This is a genomic window from Nostoc sp. CMAA1605, from assembly GCF_021596505.1.
Taxonomy (GTDB): Bacteria; Cyanobacteriota; Cyanobacteriia; order Cyanobacteriales; family Nostocaceae; genus Trichormus.
Map to the genome: position 1 here is coordinate 42,044 of NZ_PJIZ01000027.1, position 20,642 is coordinate 62,685.

The 20,642-nt window shown below is 40.5% G+C and carries 15 protein-coding genes and 1 pseudogene; 5 read left to right on the forward strand and 11 right to left on the reverse strand.

Features of this window, described 5'->3' with window-relative positions; genetic code table 11:
• Position 1: 1 nt before the first annotated feature.
• The 6 genes from CV014_RS12050 to CV014_RS12075 all read right to left on the reverse strand — a co-directional run bounded on the left by CV014_RS12050 (position 2) and on the right by CV014_RS12075 (position 5,383).
• Entirely contained in the window at positions 2 to 1,171 is a 1,170-nt protein-coding gene (locus tag CV014_RS12050) for a zinc-dependent alcohol dehydrogenase (protein ID WP_236142241.1), read from the reverse strand.
• 147 nt (positions 1,172 to 1,318) lie between these two features.
• Positions 1,319 to 1,714: a hypothetical protein gene (locus tag CV014_RS12055; protein WP_236142242.1), complete on the reverse strand. Its 396-nt coding sequence runs from the start codon at positions 1,712 to 1,714 to the stop codon at positions 1,319 to 1,321.
• Positions 1,715 to 1,843: 129 nt separating this feature from the next.
• Positions 1,844 to 3,013: a zinc-dependent alcohol dehydrogenase gene (locus tag CV014_RS12060; RefSeq protein WP_236142243.1), complete on the reverse strand. Its 1,170-nt coding sequence runs from the start codon at positions 3,011 to 3,013 to the stop codon at positions 1,844 to 1,846.
• A gap of 78 nt (positions 3,014 to 3,091) precedes the next feature.
• The gene (locus CV014_RS12065; protein WP_236142244.1) at positions 3,092 to 3,778 is read right to left on the reverse strand and encodes an SRPBCC family protein; all 687 of its coding nucleotides are present in this window, start codon (positions 3,776 to 3,778) and stop codon (positions 3,092 to 3,094) included.
• Between the two features lie 68 nt (positions 3,779 to 3,846).
• A complete protein-coding gene (locus tag CV014_RS12070) occupies positions 3,847 to 4,944 on the reverse strand; it encodes a DJ-1/PfpI/YhbO family deglycase/protease (RefSeq protein WP_236142245.1) in 1,098 nt (365 codons plus the stop codon).
• A gap of 37 nt (positions 4,945 to 4,981) precedes the next feature.
• A complete protein-coding gene (locus tag CV014_RS12075) occupies positions 4,982 to 5,383 on the reverse strand; it encodes a DUF2267 domain-containing protein (protein ID WP_236142246.1) in 402 nt (133 codons plus the stop codon).
• A gap of 425 nt (positions 5,384 to 5,808) precedes the next feature.
• Between CV014_RS12075 and CV014_RS12080 the strand changes: the two genes are divergently transcribed.
• Positions 5,809 to 6,216 carry a DUF6335 family protein gene (locus tag CV014_RS12080; RefSeq protein ID WP_236142247.1) on the forward strand — a complete coding sequence of 136 codons (408 nt, stop codon included), beginning with the start codon at positions 5,809 to 5,811 and terminating at the stop codon, positions 6,214 to 6,216.
• A 258-nt stretch (positions 6,217 to 6,474) separates the two neighbouring features.
• Here CV014_RS12080 and crtO read toward each other — a convergent pair whose 3' ends face one another.
• Positions 6,475 to 8,199 carry a beta-carotene ketolase CrtO gene (gene crtO, locus CV014_RS12085; RefSeq protein ID WP_329608380.1) on the reverse strand — a complete coding sequence of 575 codons (1,725 nt, stop codon included), beginning with the start codon at positions 8,197 to 8,199 and terminating at the stop codon, positions 6,475 to 6,477.
• Between the two features lie 85 nt (positions 8,200 to 8,284).
• Positions 8,285 to 9,043: an LmeA family phospholipid-binding protein gene (locus CV014_RS12090; RefSeq protein ID WP_236142249.1), complete on the reverse strand. Its 759-nt coding sequence runs from the start codon at positions 9,041 to 9,043 to the stop codon at positions 8,285 to 8,287.
• A 512-nt stretch (positions 9,044 to 9,555) separates the two neighbouring features.
• Here CV014_RS12090 and CV014_RS12095 point away from each other — a divergent pair.
• Complete coding sequence (locus CV014_RS12095) at positions 9,556 to 10,794, forward strand: L-lactate MFS transporter (protein ID WP_236142250.1); 1,239 nt, start codon at positions 9,556 to 9,558, stop codon at positions 10,792 to 10,794.
• Positions 10,795 to 10,865: 71 nt separating this feature from the next.
• On the opposite strand, the gene CV014_RS12100 is transcribed toward CV014_RS12095, so the two are convergent.
• Complete coding sequence (locus tag CV014_RS12100) at positions 10,866 to 12,275, reverse strand: cytochrome P450 (RefSeq protein ID WP_236142251.1); 1,410 nt, start codon at positions 12,273 to 12,275, stop codon at positions 10,866 to 10,868.
• A 281-nt stretch (positions 12,276 to 12,556) separates the two neighbouring features.
• Between CV014_RS12100 and CV014_RS12105 the strand changes: the two genes are divergently transcribed.
• The 3 genes from CV014_RS12105 to CV014_RS12115 all read left to right on the forward strand — a co-directional run bounded on the left by CV014_RS12105 (position 12,557) and on the right by CV014_RS12115 (position 17,378).
• Entirely contained in the window at positions 12,557 to 14,770 is a 2,214-nt protein-coding gene (locus CV014_RS12105; RefSeq protein WP_236142252.1) for a phosphoketolase family protein, read from the forward strand.
• A 202-nt stretch (positions 14,771 to 14,972) separates the two neighbouring features.
• Complete coding sequence (locus CV014_RS30385; RefSeq protein ID WP_236142253.1) at positions 14,973 to 16,667, forward strand: tetratricopeptide repeat protein; 1,695 nt, start codon at positions 14,973 to 14,975, stop codon at positions 16,665 to 16,667.
• 117 nt (positions 16,668 to 16,784) lie between these two features.
• Positions 16,785 to 17,378, forward strand: a complete 594-nt coding sequence (locus CV014_RS12115) for a Uma2 family endonuclease (protein WP_236142254.1) — start codon at positions 16,785 to 16,787, stop codon at positions 17,376 to 17,378.
• 297 nt (positions 17,379 to 17,675) lie between these two features.
• On the opposite strand, the gene CV014_RS12120 is transcribed toward CV014_RS12115, so the two are convergent.
• Positions 17,676 to 19,442 (reverse strand): tetratricopeptide repeat protein, encoded by a 1,767-nt coding sequence (locus tag CV014_RS12120; protein ID WP_236142255.1) that lies wholly within the window; start codon positions 19,440 to 19,442, stop codon positions 17,676 to 17,678.
• A gap of 145 nt (positions 19,443 to 19,587) precedes the next feature.
• Positions 19,588 to 20,642 (reverse strand): annotated as a pseudogene (locus CV014_RS12125) (hydantoinase B/oxoprolinase family protein); the annotation flags it as partial.

The following is a 20,642-nucleotide window of genomic DNA, read 5'->3' on the forward strand; positions in this document are numbered from 1 at the left end:
CTTAAGGTTTGAGTACAACTTTGATGCAGTTATCTTGTTTGTGTTTAAAAATTTCGTAGCCGTGGGGTGCTTCTGTTAAAGGTAGTTTGTGGGTGATGACAAAGGAAGGATCAATTTCACCGTTTTGAATACGTTCTAATAAAGGTTTTAAATATCTATGAACATGGGTTTGTCCCATTTTGAAGGTTAAACCTTTGTTCATGGCTGCACCCATCGGTATTTTGTCGAGGAAACCGCCGTATACACCTGCTAATGAGACATGACCACCTTTACCACAAGCAACAATGACTTGTCTTAAGGCTGTTGGTCTGTCTGTTTCTAGCCGCACAGCCTGCTTAACTTGGTCGTAAAAAGCCATCATATCTGTACCGTGGGCTTCCATTCCGACTGCGTCAATGCAAGCATCGGGGCCACGTCCGCCGGTCATTTCTTTGAGTGCTTCGCCAATATTGACTTCCTCGTAGTTAAGAACCTCCGCCTTACCGTATTCTTTCGCCATCTGTAGACGTTCGGGGATACGGTCAAAAGCAATTACTCTTTCTGCACCCAGCATATATGCACTTTTGATGGCAAATTGTCCGACTGGGCCACAACCCCAAACAGCGACAATATCACCGGGTTTGATATGACAGTTTTCCGCCGCCATGTAGCCTGTCGGGAAAATATCAGTTAAAAATAATACTTGTTCATCTGTGAGATTATCAGGAATTTTGAGTAAACCCACGTCAGCAAACGGTACACGGGCGTATTCCGCTTGACCGCCAGCGTAACCGCCGAATAAATGGGAGTAGCCAAATAGACCGGCTGGCGAATGTCCCATTTGCAGTTCTACCATCCAGGCGTTAGGGTTGGAATTATCACACAAAGACCATAATTGCCGTTGACAAAAGAAACAAGAACCGCAAGAAATAGTAAAAGGAACAACAACGCGATCGCCTATTTGCACATTTTTGACTGCACTTCCTATTTCAACGACTTCTCCCATAAATTCATGACCGAGAATATCACCCTGTTGCATGGTGGGGATATAGCCATCATATATATGTAAATCTGAGCCACAAATGGCTGTAGAAGTAATTTTAATAATGGCATCACGGGGGTTAAGAATTTTAGGGTCTGGTACGTTTTCTACCCTGACATCGTTAGTACCATGCCAGCAAACTGCTTTCATAGTTATTAGTCCTTAGTTATTAGTCATTAGTCAAGAGTCATTCAATAATTGGTTTTATTAACTATGCTTCTGCTTTCTTAGAACCTGGGAACGTGGAATTGAATTAAGAGACGCATTTTATCGCGTCTCTGTAGAATCTATTTAGAACTATCTTCTAATTTCTCTTTGAGATTCTGGTTGTTGATAATAACCACGGTCACGATTGGTAATCGGCTCAACTGCTTCCTTGGCTTTTCTTTTTACATCAGCTTGAAATTCTTTTGTGGCTCTGGGTGTTTCTTCGTTTAAATTTAATTTCTCGCGCACGTTCTCAACAGTATCTTTGAGCTTTTCTTGGGCATTTCTCACTTGATTATCGCCGATTCCTTGACTATCTGGTGTGCCTTTGTAATAGATACCCTCTGGAGTTTTTACATCAGCCTGAGCAATCATGGCACTGCTATATGTAAAACACTGACCTATAAAGAAAGTGGCTCCAATTAAACAAACAATTACAACTTGACGTAGGAGGAAGTTTTGTAACCAAGAAATTACTCGATTCATAAAGAACCTCAATTACAGTGCATCTCTATTTTTGATGTAGGAGATGTAAATAAACATCTTTTTAAAGTGTGATTTATTAATATGTAATTGGGTGTAATTACATTATTTTTCACCTACTACTGGCTAATTTCAAGGTTTGAGTACAACTTTGACGCAGTTATCTAGTTTTTGCTGGAAAATTTTATAAGCATGGGGTGCTTGTTCTAGAGGTAATTGATGGGTAACTACAAAAGATGGATCAAGTTTGCCATCTAATACTAGTTGCAGTAACAAGTGCATATATTTTTGTCCGTGCATTTGTCCCATTCTGAAGGTAAGACCTTTATTAAAAGCAGCACCAAAAGGTATTTTATCTACAAATCCACCATAGACACCCATGATGGAGAGAGTCCCACCTTTACGACAAGCCACCATCATTTCTCGTAATACATGGGGACGGTCTGTCTCTAGTTTTAGTTTTTGTTTGGTTTGGTCATAGAAATCTTCTATTCCCACACCATGCGCTTCTAAACCAACCGCATCAATGCAAGCATCAGGGCCACGTCCGCCAGTCATTTCTTTTAATGCTTCCCCTGCATTAACTTCTTCGTAATTAATAATTTCGGCTTTGGCGTATTTTTTCGCCATTTCTAAGCGTTCAGGAAAGCGGTCAATAGCAATGACTTTTTCTGCACCCATCATATAAGCACTAATCATGGCAAATTGTCCGACTGCACCGCAACCCCAAACTGCGACAGTATCCCCTGGTTGAATGTCGCAAAATTCTGCACCCATGTAACCGGTAGGGATAGCATCGGAGATGAATAATAACATTTCATCTGATAAATCTGGCGGGACTTTCACCACACCCACATCAGCGAAAGGGACGCGCACATATTCAGCTTGCGCGCCTGCATAACCCCCTAACATATGAGAGTAGCCATAAATAGCCGAGGTCACATTGCCAAAAAGTTTTTCTTCTATCCAACCTTTGGGGTTAGAGTTGTCGCACAATGACCACATATCATGCTGACAATAATGGCATCTACCACAGCCAATGGTAGAGGGAACAACGACGCGATCGCCTATTTTTAAATTCTCAATTCCTTGACCAACTTCTACAACTTCCCCCATAAATTCGTGACCGATAATGTCACCTTGCTGTACTGTGGGAATATAGCCACCATAAATATGCAAATCTGACCCACAAATCGCCGTAGAAGTAACTTTAATAATTGCATCACGGGGATTGAGTATTGTCGGGTCTGGGACAGACTCTACCCGAACTTCATTTGCACCATACCAACAAACAGCTTTCATAGTTATTAGTCAATAGTCATTAGTCATTAGTCATTAGTCATTAGTTCTTCTCCCCTGTACCCCTGCACCCCTGCACCCTCATTTCCTCCCCGATGGCTGTCCCTCTGTGGTGGCGATTTCACCTGCTTCCATGAGCATTTTGAAACGGCGTAGTTCGTCGCCTATTTGTTGTTTTGGTTCTTCACCAAATAGTTTGGCGAAAATGGCTGTTAATGTTCCGCCTGGGGGATTGTATTCTAAAACTACTTTGACTTCTGTACCTCGATTTCCTGGTGCTGCTTGAAAACGCACAAAACCGGAGTTTTCTACATCTGCGCCTTCTACAGAAGCCCAGGAAATAAACTCATTTTCTCGGTCTTCTAAGATGTCTGCATCCCATTCTATGCTATTACCAAGGGGTGCATTAGCTATCCAGTGAGACCTCTTCTCGTTGTAAACTTTGACAGATTTGAGATGTTTCATGAATGTGGGTAAATTATCAAAGTTGTGCCAATAACGGTATAGTTCCTCTGCTGGCTTGTTAATTGTCACCGTCTTTTCAACTTTGATGGGTTTGTTCAAACCGATGGCTTCTTGGGCTTGTTGAATGGTGCTGCGTTTAGTCGCACCTTGGTAAATCAAGCCACTTCCAGCTAAAGCTGTCAATACTCCCCGCAAAGAGGCTTGTCGTAAACCCATTAAAACTAACGCACCACCACCAATAAGCGAAGCCCAACGTTCTAAATCACTAGCTTCAGCCTGTTTATCCCCTGATGTTAAAGTCACGTTACTCTACTCCAGATTTCAAAAATTTAGGGAGTAGATCATGAGTTTTATCTCTACTCCCAATTCTCTTAAATTGAAACAGCTGCGCCTGTTGTCGGTTGAGGAGGCTTAATTTCCGCAGCTATGCGTGTGCGATATAGGTTAACTAATCGCTGTTCATACTGCACTAAATCTTGGTAAATTCCTTTAAAAATAGCGGTTGCTACTGGGTCTGTGTACATTGCACACAAGTTACCAATATCACCAATACCTGTTTGTAAATCACCCAAGGCGCAGCGTATCTGGTAGATGTCATCGCTACCTGTCAAGGTTGATTTGACTTTGGCATATTGATTGGCAATATTTGCACTCAAAGATGGTTTTTCGCCCAGTCTTTGCAGATATGTTTCTATTCTTTCGATGTGGCGTTGCTTACTCACAATCATGTCTTGAAACAACGCTTTAGCTTGTATATCTGATTCTTTTTCTGTGTAACTTTGTAATGCTTCTAGTGAATAACGTTCTCCAGCCAAAGCTGTATTTAAGCCACGCACGATTTCAGCTTTAGTCGAACCACCCCAAGCATCAGCCAGTTTCCACCAGTCCGCACTGGTGTTTTTGACATCTGGTAATGCAGCTTCTTTACCGCCATAACCTAAACGGTTCAAAATTGCGGTGGTAAAAATGGGTAAATCTCCGGGTTCACGGGATGTAATTAAATTACCGTCAACTACCAGTGCTTCATCTTCGTAATTTGCACCAGCGTTAATCATATCCTTGCGAATCGCACTAAAACCTGTAGCACGCTTACCTTGGAGTAAATCAGCTTCAATTAACATCTGTGGCCCGTGACAAACCGCAGCCACTAGCTTTCCTTGCTGCATTGCTTCTCGGACAAAGCTGACTGTATTGGGGTTGCGGCGCATTTTATCGGGGGCCATCCCACCGGGAATAACTACAGCATCAAATTCTGATGCGATCGCCTCTGTAGTGGTAGCATCAGCTTGCACAGATAGTTTACCGCGTTTGCCCTTATATTTTTCATTCATCCGCGCACCCAGGACAACTACCTCAAATCCAGCTTGTTTTAGCCCGTTGCAAGGAATAATGAATTCTACGTCTTCTACTGCTTGTTCAATGAGAATCGCTACTTTTTTCTTAACAGAATGATTGTTGTGGTCGGTCATATAATTTCCTGACTAATAATTTTGAATGGTGAATTGTCTAAGCGGGAACTTCACTAGTTGGAGGTGTCCCAAACATTTCCTCATAGTCGTGAGAAAAATGCCGATGTAATTTAGCAAATCCTTGTGGTGTAACAGCATTTTGCAACACTGCAAAAACTGCACGCACATGAATTGCAGTTGTTGTTGGTTCTAGATTTTCTTTTTGACTAACACGCACAATAAAATCTTGTAAATTAAAGCTTTGGTTTGGCTCTCCTTCCCGACCTTGTAAACACTGACTTAATTCTTGTGGTAATTGAGCAGATAAATCTTGAGCTTCATCTCCAGAAATGCGTTCTTTTATAGTTTCTAGAGTCGCACAGGTAGCACGTTCTGCCTCTTCACGGGAGTTAGATTGAGCCAAGCTTTGTACATGAGTAATAAACTCGTTATAGTCCATTGCTTCCTCCGTTATCCAGAGATTTTAGGCATTGTTTAGGAAAGGATTTTATCTTTCAGCATTTATATTGATATTTAAAAACTTCTTGACTTCAGAATGGCTAACGGAAAATCAGCAATCCTTAACAGTAAATTTAATAGATTAGGTCAAAAATTTGCTTCTTTCCGTTACCTTAAGAAAAATAGTTATGAGTAGGAATTTTTCATCTAGGTTTGACGTGGGTTGAGAACTCCTCACTCATAACTACCAGATTCAACTACAAGTGGCTTGACCTTAGATTTCATACTTTTCAGATTAGACTGTAATGTCTAGATTTACTTCGCTCTTAGGAAATAGATTAATTTATCTCTGAAGTTGTACATCTTATGTAGTACAACTAAGCAGCTAAAAATAGTTATGGTAATGATATTGTAAGGGCTAGTTTTATGACAGAAAATAATCAAAATCACGAAGTTAAATCTGATGATTTACCACAAGTAGTCACCGAATCCTATGGTACAGGTGTGAAGGATATCCCCGGTTACAATATTGGTGGCAGAATTCTGCAAGAAAGAAGACGAGAATATACACAAACCAGTCCCGAATTAACTGGTGGTGATGTTGATGCTTATTGGCAAGATGCTGACTCTGTAGGCGAAGAAGCTGTTGGCGGAACTGCACCCACTCCTGACCAAAATGTGACGGAAGACATAGAAGCGGCTGTGGGTTTAGCAATGGATGATAACGAACTACTTCACACTCAAGACATTTTAGAACGCCGTGACGATGCACGCTGGGAATTAAATCCTACCTCTGCCGAAGATTATCAAGAACGGCAATCAGATGATACCTGATAGCAATTCGCAATTCGCAATTCGCAATTCGCAATTCGCAATTCGTAATTCGTAATTCGCAATTAAGCAAGTCAGATACCATCTTGGTTTCAAGCTGTGCGGCTGTTGCTTAATTTTGGATAATTGGTATAGTACCAATCTTAGTTTGTAGTAAGGACTTTAGTCCTTTTTGAGAACTAAAGTTCTCACTACAAACCTTTAATTTGAGAAGTTCGCGCCTTTGCTATGGTAGGGCAAAAGCACGAAAATATCTAATTTCTAACTAATACCAAACACCGAACCGACTGTAGATTTAATTGAGTCCCTAGCATCCTTTAAAGTCTGGGTGATGGGGTGCTTAGTCTGCAAAAATACCCGCGCACAATTACGTCCTGGCATTCCTGAAATTGAACCACCGGGATGTGTACCTGCACCAGTTAAAAAGAGATTCTCAATGGGGGTTTTGTAATTAGCAATTTCTGGCAGAGGACGGAAAAACACCATTTGATCTAATGTCATATCAATATGGTAATAATTACCTTTGTACGCACCTAATCTCTCACCTAATTCTGCGGGACTTTCTACACGACGGGCGATAGTTGCGGTTTTGACGTTAGGCGCATAAGTTGCTAATTTCTCCACAACTTTATCTGCAACTTGGTTTTTTAATTCATCAGTCCAGCCAGTCCCTTTTAAACCCATACCTTCTGCGCCTGCAATTTGATAAGGGGCAAAAAATTCAATCCACACAGTATGTTTTCCTGGAGGTGCGAGGGTGGGATCAAGGAAACTCGGCATTACCACATACATAGACGGGTCAGTATCAGGAATTTCTCCCAAGGTACATTTACTATGGGCTTGTTCCACATGGGCAACGGAATCTGCAATTAAGATAGACCCAACTAAATATTCGTCTTTGTGGGCATGATAAGGAAAGCGCAGGGGTTCGTCTAAAGCCAAATCAATTTTGAGGATAGTTTCATTATTGTTGACAATGCGACGTTCTAATCTTTCCCACAAATCTGGGTCGGCTGCATCAACATCACTCTTATCGGTCATTTGTAAAAATAACCGCTTGGCATCAATATTAGAAATCACTCCATATTTAGCACGGTATTCTGTCCCACCGGCTACCCGAACACCAACAGCCTTACCATTATCAATTAATAGTTTTTCTACCTGTTGATCTGTGAGAATGACACCACCTTTAGCCGTAACTAAATTCACTAAAGCTTTGACTAGTGCGCCTGTACCGCCCCTTGGTCTAGCCATACCGGGGTTGTGACGCATTGCCATCATAATTGCCCCAATAGCTAAAGTTTTTTGGGATGGCGGCGCACCTAATTCAGAGGCAAGTCTAGCAAGGGGTGCTTTGAGAAATTCAGAATCAAACCACTCATTTAATAAATCTTCTGCACTGGTCATCATATTACGTACAAAATCCAGTGTTTTGTTTGGTGAACCAATGACAGAAAATAAATCTTTTAACTTAGTAATGTCGTAGTTACCAGCAATATCGATGATGGATTTTGGCGGTGCATTAAACATAGGAATCATTGCACCAATTGCCCGTTGCCAATAGTCGGTAAATTCGGCGTACTTTTTGGCATCGCGTTCACTATAACGGGCAATTTCAGCACAGGTTTTTTCTAGAGATTTATGGGCGAGAAAATATTTACCGTCAGGATGGGGGCAAAAAACTACTGGGTCACATTCTAGATATTCTAAGCCATATTTTGTTAATTCTAATTCTTCAACCACTGGCCCCAAATGAATAAATTCATGGTCAATTGCACAGAGGTTAAATTTAAAACCGGGGGCTGCTTTGGGTAAACATTCTTCTGTGGTAGCTGCACCACCAGGGACAGGGCGTTTTTCTAGGAGTAGAACACTATAGCCTGCTTTGAGCAAATAAGCTGCACAAACTAGCCCGTTGTGACCTGCACCGATAATAACTACATCATACTCTTGCATATGTTTAATTTTAGAATAAGGTGGCTTGATAATATTACAAAGTGTTAGGAGAAATTACAACCTTGAGAATTAGTTAATAATTTAATTTCACTAGGAATTGTAATGAATGATATACTTAATCTAGTAATTGTGTCACCGAGTCAGGTATTTTATTAACATTGGCTTCTATTAGAAGAATTATTTTTCCTTGTTGTATTTCCATATTTTTAATACTTAAATTAATATCTTCTAATTGAAAATAAGGCAGATTTGTTAGTTCTTGAAATTTCTGCATTAAAGATACAATTAGGTCGAGAGAAATCCCTTCTCCTTGAGTACAGTTAAAACTTTCTAATATGATGGGATGGGAGTGAGTTCGGGGTCTTAGCATTACGGTAAAACCTAATGAGCGATTATGGTTATTTTCTGTAAATTGCACTTTTCCTTGTAATTCAATGTGATTTTGACTGTGTAGGGATATTTGCATTTTTTGTAAATCGAAATCTACAACTTTACCATCCACACTCACCTGAAACTTCTGCACTAATTTTCGAGAAAATTGTGAATTCAGTGCCTGATTGAGATCGGCTTCAGTCAGGGTTACACGAGCCATGAGATTTACTGGCTTGTTCAGTTGTATCTGACCAAAAATAGCTCCAAAGGGATTAATATCTATATTATCTGTTTGCAGTTTAATTTCTTGAAGACGGATATTTTCTTTTGTGACTAATCCTTGTCCAGCAAATGTCACACCATCTGCTTGTCCTTGCACAATTTTTAAGATATCAGTTTCTACATAGATATCAATTTGTTCTGCTGCTTCTAGTTGATTAGCGATACTTGTTTCAGCTACTTGAGAGATGATTTGCTTGTCTAAACTTTTTTGGTCTGACATGAATACATATTTTTTACTTATGATTATTTACCATAAACTCTAAGTATCTATTAGCGAATCTATAACATGGTATATATCTCGCAATAGAAAGGGGATTTTAACTTCGGATGTTAATAGTTTATACCTGTATTTTGATGGCGATCGCAGTGCGGTAGACCCTTATAGAAATGGGTGCGTCATAAATCATAATTTTTGACGTGGCTAAAAAATCTTATAGGAGGATTGTTAGTGCAGAAATTAACCAAAAGTCGCAATCAAGTCGCCACAGTTTTTTAGTGCTAGTTGTCAATTACAGCAGTTTGCATATTCGTGAAATACAAGATATTTGCCAACTGTCGCATATTTGTAATATTTAATTGTGACAATATTCAACCATGTCAAACTCATGACAATGCTGCATTGAATAATTTCATTTCTGGAATTCCCCCAATCTTGTATTAATCAAATATTCACAGTCCAAAAAAGTGAGATACTGATAGAAAAATTACTTATTTCTGAGGATAGATGCAGATATGCAGCTTTTTGGTTTGCCGGCAGAAAAAGGTAGATGGTTGCTGATCCCTCTTGGTGCAACTGTTTTACTCTGCCTTGGTACTGTTTATTCGTGGAGTATTTTTAGAAAACCTCTAGAAAAGTTACTGAACATTAATGCTACAGAAAGTCTATTACCTTTTACAGTTTTGTTAATGATGTTTGCTGTACTAATGCCAATTACAGGCTTTTACATCAAGCGTTTTGGGACTCGGATGATCACCGCAGTTGGTGGTGTAATTATGGGACTTGGTTATATTTTATCAGGACTAAATGGTAATTTCCAAGTGCTAACTTTCACCTACGGCGTGATAGCAGGTGTGGGTGTGGGTATAGTTTATGGCGTACCGTTAGCGGTAATTGCTAAATGGTTTCCTGATAAAAAAGGTATTGCTGTTGGTTTAACTGTCATTGGTTTTGGTCTGTCTCCATTAATTACAGCACCGTTGGCGAAATCACTGATTGATAGCTTTGGAGTGCGACAAACTTTTCTAATTTTAGGTGTAAGTTTTACAGCTATTATTCTAGCGATCGCAACTTTGTTGAAGACACCTCCAGAAGACTGGCAACCAGCAGGTTGGAATCCTGGGTTCTCAGGCCAAAGCAATACGCCTTTGACAACTTCCGATACCATACTGCAAACACCAGCATTTTATGGGTTGTGGCTGTGCTATACCATCGGCACATTTTCAGGACTAGCAGCAATTGGCATTTCTAGCCCCTTAGCCCAGGAAATTATTAAACTAGATGCAACAACAGCAGCTAGTACAGTCTCTTTATTTGCAGTGTTTAATGCTTTAGGACGTTTGTTTTTTGGTTGGCTGACTGACCGTTTTAGTCCTAAGTTGGGGGCTATTGTTTCCTTTACCTTAGTATTAATTGCATCGCTAATGATGGTGAAAGCTGGTCAGGGTGCTGTAGCTACCTATTTAGTGGCATTTTCCCTATTTTACTTTTCTTTTGGTGGATGGTTAGCGATCGCCCCTACAACTACCTTAATCTTATTTTCACCAGCAGACTATGCTAAAAATTACGGTCTGGTTTTCACAGCCTATGGTGCAGGTGCTTTAGGCGGAACTTTGCTAGCTGGCAGAATTAGAGATATATTCGGCAGTTACACAGTGTTTTTCTACCCTACTACAGCACTGGCAGTTTTAGGTATTGTGTTAGCTGTGTTCATGCTCAAACGTAGTTTTTCTAGTGTTCCTGTTAGCCAGTAATTGTTCAGAAGGGTGTAAGGGTATGAGGGTGCAGGGGTGTAAGGGTTTTGAAGGACTACACCCCCACACCCCTATACCCCTATACCCTCGCCCAAACCCTTAATTTTTCGTCTCACTGCGTCAGTCCTATTGATTTGACGCTGACTTTTAATCACCATTTGGATAGGATGGTCTGGCCCGGTAACTAAACCGCGACGTTGGGGTTTAACTTCTCTATTGTTAACTAGCTCTAATTCTCTCATGGTTAAAATTTTAGCGATCGCCAGTTTCATTTCCCATTGGGCAAAGGCTAAACCAATACAGCGTCTTGCACCTCCACCAAAGGGTAAGTATTCATAGGGAGAAAACTGTCTTTCTAAAAAGCGTTCCGGTTTAAACTGCTTCGGTTGTGGATATAAATCTTCCCGTTGGTGGGTTAGGTAAATTGAACCTACAATTGGTGTTCCCGGCGCAAGTTCACAACCTCCCAAAGTTATAGGTGTTTTCACCCTTCTGGCAAAAGTCAGCATCCCCACTGGATAAATTCGTAAAGTTTCCGCACACACAGCACTCAAATAAGGTAACTTGTAAATTGTGCTGGGGTCGGGATTATCGCCTAAACTATCTAATTCTTGTAAAAGTTTTTCCTTAACCTGTGGTAATTTATGAATCCAGTACATTGCCCAGGCTATAGCGGTGGCTGTAGTTTCGTGACCTGCGGTTAACAACGTTATCAGTTCATCCCGCAATTCTACATCAGTCATGGGTTGCCCTTCTGCATCCTTAGCATCCATGAGTAAGCTAAGAATATCTGTCCGTGATGCGTCTGGATGTTCCCGCCGTTCTTGAATTTCATCATAGATGAGTTGGTCGGCTGCTTCCTGGAGTTGTCCTTGTCTTCCCCAGATTTTAATCGGCCCAAAATCTCGTTGCAGTGCTGGGAAATATAGCAAAGTTATCAGCCAAACAGAACTACCATTTTCTAAAATTTCCCCTAAAAGCTGTTGTAGTTTTCCGGCGCGCACTCCTTCATCTAAACCAAACACAGCCTGCATAATCACGCGCAGGGTAATTTCTTGGCTGACAGTACGAATATTCAAAGGTTGTGCGATCGCATATTGGCTGATGACTTTAGCAGTAATATCATTAATTATTTGACTATAGTGGCGCATTCTTTCGCCATGCAAAGGAGGCATGAGTAATTGCCGTTGGCGTTGGTGTTCTGTACCAGAGAGAGTAATGACAGAACGTTTACCCAGCAAACCCTCAAATAAATCATTTAAATCCCCTGGGGCTTCTAATTCTTTAGTATCATGACTCAAAATTTGCTCTAGGTCATTGGGGTGGTTAACAAAAACCAAGGGAGGAGAGTTTTTTTGCAATTTCAGAGCAAAAATATCACCGTAGCGTTGACGACATTCCTCCATGTAAGCCATAGGACGAAAGATCCAATTCAGCAGTTGTAGAACGACTGGAGTATCAGGGATTTTTGGTAGCTGCATAAAAATTTTTGTGTATGGATATAGTTATTTTTACGTAAATTATTGGGCATTGGGCGTTGGGCATGGGGCATTGGGTATGGGGCATTGGGTTAAAAATCTCCCTTGTCTACCTTGTCTACCTTGTCTCCCCCACACCCCTACACCCCCAAACCCTGCCATTTAAACTACTTATCTCCAACATCACAAAACACTGATAATTCTTCACATCCCTAAAGATGTAAAATTCTTGTTAAATTCAACGAGCATCTATATTTACTCGTCATTCTTACAAGGTACTCAGCATGACTGCAATCACACCAAAGGCTTCTTCGGCACTCCCTGATTTTTGTGAAGGGATTCAATATTTTGGGGAAGTGCCACCAGATTTTGAAACTTATGGTGCCACACCTGCAATAGAATCAGGACAAGTAGCGATCGCAGATCCTACAAACACTCAAGCTGTGTATCAAACTTTGCTTGCTGCTGATGCTCTGCGCTATTTAACTCTACAAATCACTGGTAGTAAGGCATCTGGACACCCAGGCGGGTTTGCTAGCCAAGCGGAAGCTTACGCAGCTTTGGTCATGCTGGGGTATAAAAATATTATTACTGAAGTCGGACATCACGCACCGGGGTTTTATAGTGCCATGTTCCTCGACCGTTCCTTAGAGGACATGGGCATTTCTACAGTACAACAATTGCGCGATCGCTTCCGTGAAAAGCATGGACTTTTAGGACACCTTTCCGGTTACATCCCTGGCATTCTCGCCCCCGCCGGGCCTTTGGGACAAGGACAGCACTTTGCAATGGCGGCTGCACTCCTCCACCGTGACAAACTTTTCCCCTTCACCCTCGGCGACGGTGGACTAGGTGAACCCTACATCATGAGTGCAATGGCGCACTTTAACACCGCCTATCCCAGCGTCACCAACTTCTTACCCGTGTTGGTATGGAACGGTTACAGCCAAGAACATCACAGCATGGTTTCCTTAAAAACTAACGCACAGATGACAGCATATTGGCAAGGTAACGGTTTTGAGGAAGTCATTTTAGTTGATGCCAAAGAATTTGATGACCAAAACCAACCAGGAGACTATGTAGATAGTACCGCCTTTTCCTTTGAGCAACGCCTTGCCTTTACCAAAGCCGTACTTGTAGCTGTAGATAAAGCCGCCCGTTCCGCCCTTGGTGGGAAACTCACAGTCTTTATTATCAAACAACTCAAAGGCGCAGGGGTTCACGCCAAAGGTGCGAAATCACACAACCTCTATCCGAAAGATACCTTAGACGCACCCCACATTGTCAGCGCACTGCAAACCCGTGCATTATCCCCAGAAGCTTGGCAAATCGTCAGAACCAACGCCGAACGCGCCGGAGGTGGCCCCGCCGCTAAAACAGTGGTGACAGAATTTGAGTTACCATTGCCAGATTTAGGCACATTACCATTAGAAGAATACGCAGTCGGCGGCGAACCCAAAGTTTCAACCACCGCAATGGGACGACTAGTCGGTATAGTCGGACAAAAAGACCAAAATTTCCTCGTCACCAATGCCGACGGTAACGAAGCATCAGGTATAGGTAACATCAACCAAGCCTTAAAGATTATCCACCCCACCACCGACGAATTATATAACCAAGCCCCCAACGGGCAAGTTTACGAACCCTTAAGTGAAGATGCTTGTGCCGGGTTAGCGGCTGGTTTATCTTTGATGGGTGCAAGAACCCTCTGGTGTTCCTACGAATCTTTCGCCATCAACGGTTTACCCATTTGGCAAACCGTCACCCAAGCAATGGCAGAATTACGCCGTCAAACACCGTCGACAATTACCTTATTCACAGCAGGCGCACTAGAACAAGGACGCAACGGCTGGACACACCAACGTCCTGAAATTGAAGCTTACTTTGCATCCATGATGCGGAACGGTAATGTCTTTCCCGTATTTCCCCCCGATGCTAACAGTACCCAAGTTTGTTATGACTGGGCGTTGACAACCAAGAATAAAGGAATTGTCATCACCGCCAGTAAATCACCCTTACCAATTCGCACTACCTTTGCACAAACTCGCCAAGGTTTAGAAGATGGTGCAGTAGTATTGCATGAAATTCCTGGTGGTAAGCAAGTTGTCTTTGCTGTCATTGGCGATATGACATTAATTCCCGTATTTGAAGCCGCCGCTTTCTTAGAAACTGAAGGTATCGGTGTGAAGATAGTTTCTGTAATTAATCCCCGGCGTTTATATCGTCCTCATGATGTAGCGTGGGATACCTGTTCTGAACCTGATGGCGGTTTCATTGATGATGCAAAATTCGCTGAATTATTTGATGGTGATGCGTTAATTGGTGTAACTGGTGGTGTAGCTTCGATGTTAGAACCCATCATGTTGCGGAGTAACAGCAAGCGCGATACTTTTGCTTGGAAGCGTGGGGAAACTACGGCTAGTGCTGGTGAGTTGATGGCGTTTAATGGTTTGACTGCTGAGGCGTTGACGAAGCGGGCTATTGAATTGGTGCATTAAGCTGTGTTTTAACAATAAAAATTAACCGCAGATGCACGCAGATGAACGCAGATAAATTAGCGTTTTTGCGTGTGCTTGCGGTTTTTACAATAAAAATTAGTTGATTTTGGAAAACAAATAATTTTTTATGTTTTTAATTGGGAAGAATAAGTTTAAGTTCAAAAGCTAAATTTTCGAGGTTATAGTGCTATCTTACCTACGTGTGCTAGCTTCACTTTTACTTAAACCCATAAAAGCCATTCATCGATTAGTTAAGTTTTTAATACAACAACAATATCAAGCAGATGGAGTAATACATTCTAATCTTGGACTTAGTTTGTACAATCAAGGGCGTTATCATGATGCTCTAACACAATATATTGATGCTCTATATTATTTTCAAAAAAATCACGACTTGAAACATGAAGGTACTACTCTTCACAATATTGGGAGTGCATATCGTGGTCTAGGTGAATATTCAAAAGCTTTAGAAATCTATGAAAAAGCGATGTCTATTCATCTAGAAATCATGGATCGTAAAATGGAAGGTAAAACACTTTGTGGTATTGGCACGGTATATTATTTACTAGGACAATATTCTAAAGCACTACGATATTATAATCAGTCTTTAATAATTAGTAGAGAAATAGGAGATTCTTCTAATGAAGCTAATACTCTAAATAATATTGGCTTAATTGATGAAAGACTTGGAGAACTACAAAACGCATTACAAAAATATCAAGAAGCACTTAAAATTTATCAAGATAAAAGCAATCGTAATGGTGAGGCTGCTACTCTTAATAATTTAGGTTCAGTTTACAGCAGCTTAAGTCAGTATACGAAAGCAATAGAACTACATCAACAATGTCTTGCTATTGAAATAGAAAACAATAATTTATCAGGTCAAGTTTCTTCTCTGAATAATATTGGTGTTATCTATCGTAATCTAGGGCAATATTCGGAAGCATTAGAATACTATACTAAAGCTTTAAAAATGGCTAAAAAAATAGGCGACCGCGCTCATGAAGCCACCACGCTCCATAATTTTGGAGGTGTTTATGACCAGACAGGAAAATATAATGAGGCATTAAATTATTACCATCAAGCTTTATCAATCAGTCGAAAAATAGGGACAAGAGAATGTGAAGGTACTACTTTAAATAATATTGGAGCAGTTTATTCTTTTTTAGAAGACTACCCTAAAGCAATTCAATACTATAAAGAAGCTTTAAATTTACAGCAAGAATTGGGTGAACTGACTAGTCAAGCTACGACTCTTAATAATATAGCTCATATATACTATCGTTATGGTGAATATTCAGCAGCATTAGAATACTATCAAGAAGCATTAGTGATCGCTAGTAAAGCTGGTGTTCGTGATACAGAAGCTACTATTTTAAGTAATTTAGGGCTGCTTTATTCTGGTTTAGAAGAATTTGAAAAAGCATTAACTTACTATGAACTTGCCTTAGCTCTACGAAGAAAAATAGGGGTTATTCCCGGTCAAGCAGAAACTCTTTATTTGATGGGCAATCTCTATTCTAATTTAGAAAAATATTCAAAAGCTAATGAATGTCTTAAAGAAGCTCTAATCATTAGCCAAAAAATTGGAGACAGACTTAGTGAAAGTGATACTCTGGATATTTTAGGCTCAATATATAGACATTTGCATCAATATGAACAAGCATTAGAATACTATCAAAACTCCTTAATGATTCGTCAGCAGTTAGGAAATTACTTGAGTCAAGTTAAAAATATTGAAAAGATTGCTGAATTATTTATTATACTGAAACAAAAATCCAAAGCTCTTGAATATTACCAACTAGCATTAGCCATCACTAGACAACAAGGATATCAAAATTATGAATATATAATTCTTGATAAGATAAATAAGACATATAATGATTTATCTGAATAAATCATTGCTAATTTTATATTTATAGAATAGTTGCGATCGCCATCAAAACCACACCATCCCCACGACTATCCCTCACAAGCCCTATAATCAAAATAAAGTCATAACCATCATTTAACTATGACTCTCCAAGCCTTAGATAAAAATACCTCAACTCCAGAACAGCGATTTCTCCTACCTGGTTATTACACCTGGGAAGAATTCGAGACTATAGAAAACTTAACCGCAGATGCAGCAGGGTTGCGGATAACTTATTTTGATGGGTGCATTGAATTTATGACACTTGGTGAACAACACGAAATGATTAAAAGCGTGATTGGGATATTATTAGCATTATACTTTTTTGAAAAAGGTATAAACTTTATCCCAGTAGGTAGTGCTACTCGTCGCGCCAAAGAAAAAAGTGCATCCTTTGAACCAGACGAATCCTATTACATAGGAGAAAAAAAAGAAAATCCAGATTTAGCAATTGAAGTTAATATCACCAGTGGCAGTATTGACAAACTGGAGAAATACAAACGATTTAATATTACTGAAGTGTGGTTCTGGGAAAATAATCAGTTTTTACTATTCCATCTCAGAAATGATAACTATGAGCAAATTAGTCAAAGTGAATTATTGCCAGATTTAGATATAGAATTACTAGCAAAATGTATTGTCATGCCTTCGATTATTGAGGCTAGAAGAGAGTTTATGCAAGGAATGAAAAAATAGCTACGATTTAAGTCGAAGCAAAAAGTCAAACACATAAACTATGAACGCAACAGATTCACAGACTATTCCATTACTCAAGTGTTAGAGCATTTCTGTAACCTGTGATGAAGAATGAGTCAGCCAGAACAAAGTGTGGGCAACATACCCTTGTCAACTAAGCAGGAGCATGAAACGATCAATAAAATTGAACCAAACAAAAACATATTATCCCATAGAATTACACCAAATTTGATTAGTTAGTTTTATTTGCAACTACTGGTACAGTTGTTGAGAAAAGAAGTCCTCTGTACAAACTCCCTAGATTGGGTGATGCAGGTTAGCATACTTCTCTGAATCTCTAATTGCGCCTTCTTTGTCTCCTAATTTCTGGCGCACTTCAGCCCGTAAAAGATATGCTGGAGCAGAGTAAGGTTGATGTTCTAAGGCTTCGTTTAAATCTGCTAATGCGGCGGGATAATTTTGTAGTTGAGTATAGCTGCGACCTCGATTGTACCAGTCTTCAGTTTCATAGGGATCAAGATTGATGGCTTGGCTATAATCACTGATAGCATGGTAATAATCCTGAAGCGCATAGAAAGCATTAGCACGTTGGCTATAGAGTAGAGCCGAATCGGGATTAATTTCTATGGCTTTGGTGTAATCAACGATCGCCCCTTGATAATCTTGTTTTTCATAGTGCCAAATAGCTCGGTTATAATAGGCTTCTAGCAGTCGTGGATTAATAGCTAAAGCTTGGTTATAGTCAGCTAACGCACCACGATGATCTCCCAATTGGCGGCGAGCATTACCACGATTACAATAGGATGGGGCAAAATCTGGTGCAAATTTAATCACCTGGGTATTATCGGCGATCGCTCCTAAAAAATCCTGTAAAGTTTCATAGACAATTGCCCTGCCGTAGTATGCTTCGATTAATTCGGCATCAAGTTGTAAAGCTTGATTGTAGTCAGCAATTGCACCTTGATAATCTCCTAAATGGCGGCGAATTGTGGCGCGATCGCAATATCCGGCAGCGAAGTTAGGACATAATGCAACTAATTGCTCACTATCAGCCAGCGCGCCAGAATAATCTCCGACTTGGCGGCGAATATTGGCGCGAAAACCATATACTAAAGCTAATGTCGGGTCAAGTTGTAATGCTTGGCTATAGTCAGCAATTGCACCTTGATAGTTTTCCTCTACTTCTCGAATTAAACCGCGTTCGGTGTAGGCTTGTGCGTCGTCTGGATTTAAACGAATCGCTTGGTTTAAGTCTTGTAAAGCTAAATCATATGCTTGCAGACGAGAGTGAATCACACCGCGATTGTAGTATGCTGTGGCAAAATTCGGGTCAAGTTCTAGTGTGCGGTTATAGTCAGCAATTGCTGCGTCATAATCTCCTAGAGCGTAGTAGGCATTACCCCGATTTTGATAAGCTTCTACTAGATTGGGGTCAAGCTGAATAGTCCTTTCATGATCAGCGATCGCTTGACGATATTCCCCTAACTCATAGTAAACATTACCACGACTGCTATACACTGCCGCCAAATAGGGATGCCATTGCAAAGCTGTTTGAAAAGTTGATATGGCTTCTTGATAATTTCCTTGTGCTGCTAAAGCCACACCCCGACTATAATAAGCATGGGCAATATCTATATGAATATCAGTAGCTAGTTCTGGATTGACTTCTATCGTGTGGATATAATCAGCGATCGCTTGTTTATATTCTCCCAAAGCAAAGTAAGCTTGAGCGCGATAGTAATATGCGCCGGTAATCGTGGAGTTAATCTGCAATACTTGATGATAATCGGCGATCGCACCTGCATAATCAGCCAAACAGTAACGCGCAAATCCTCGATAATAATAAGCTTCAGCTAATTCAGGATTTACTTTAATGGCGCGATTTAAATCTGCGATCGCTGCTTGATAATCTTGGAGTTCATTACACAGAGTCATTCCTTGCTGCAAGTAAGCTATAGCATAGTCTGGTTGAGGTGTTGAGGATTGATTGTAACCTGCGATCGCTCCTTGATAATTCAACAAATTTTGGCAGATTCCCTGTAAAAAGAAAGAGTCAGCATTCATCTATTTTGGGTGTGAGTTACACTAAGCATGAGTTTGAGGGATTTTTATTTGTCATTAACAGGGAGACGATACGCAATTGCGATTAAACAATCAATTTAGCAGGAATAGTCATACATATAGCTATATTCGCCACAATTTTTATTAGTTATGAGTTCCCAAATCCTCCCCCTCCTGGAGTGGCGATCGTAAATACATCCCCAGGATTCATTTCTACTGTAGCGGTGCTATCTAAATCCTCTTTTACGCCATCTGCACGTTCTACCCAGTTGTATCCTACTTGTCCCGCTTCACCTCCATTTAATCCAAAGGGAGGTACAACACGATGTCCAGAAAGAATGTTAGCCGTCATCGGTTCGAGGAAGCGCAGGCGACGAATTACCCCGTTTCCGCCTGAATATTGTCCTTTACCACCACTATCAGGACGGAGACTAAAGCTTTCTAATAGTACAGGGTAGCGAGTTTCTAAAACTTCTGGATCAGTCAAGCGGGAATTCGTCATGTGAGTTTGCACTGCATCCGTACCATGAAAATTAGTTCCCGCACCAGAACCACCGCAGATAGTTTCATAATATTGATAGCGAGTATTACCAAAAGTAAAATTATTCATTGTCCCTTGAGAAGCAGCCATCACCCCCCAACGCACCGTATAAAGCATCAACCACAGTTTGAGAAGTTTCCACATTACCTGCAACTACAGCTGCTGGATAAGTAGGATTCAACATACAACCTTCAGGAACAATAATTTCTAAAGGTTTCAGACACCCAGCATTCAGAGGGATACTATCATTAACTAAAGTCCGAAAGACATATAAAACTGCGGCTTGAGTAACGGCTTTAGGTGCATTAAAGTTACTATTTAATTGTGGTGATGTACCAGTAAAATCAATTTCAGCACTGCGGTTTTCTCGATTAATTGTCACCTGCACCTGAATTTTCGCGCCACTATCCATTTCATAAACAAACGAGCCATCTTTGAGAACATCAATCGCCTTTCTCACCGCTTCTTCGGCATTGTCTTGCACAAATTTCATATAATCTTGAACTGTTCCTAATCCATATTGTGACACCATCTTAGACAGTTCTTGTACTCCCCGTTTATTCGCAGCGATTTGTGCTTTAAAATCCGCGATATTTTGGTTAGGATTACGCGCCGGATAGGGATGATTTAATAATACTGCTCTAACTGCATTTTCCCGAAAT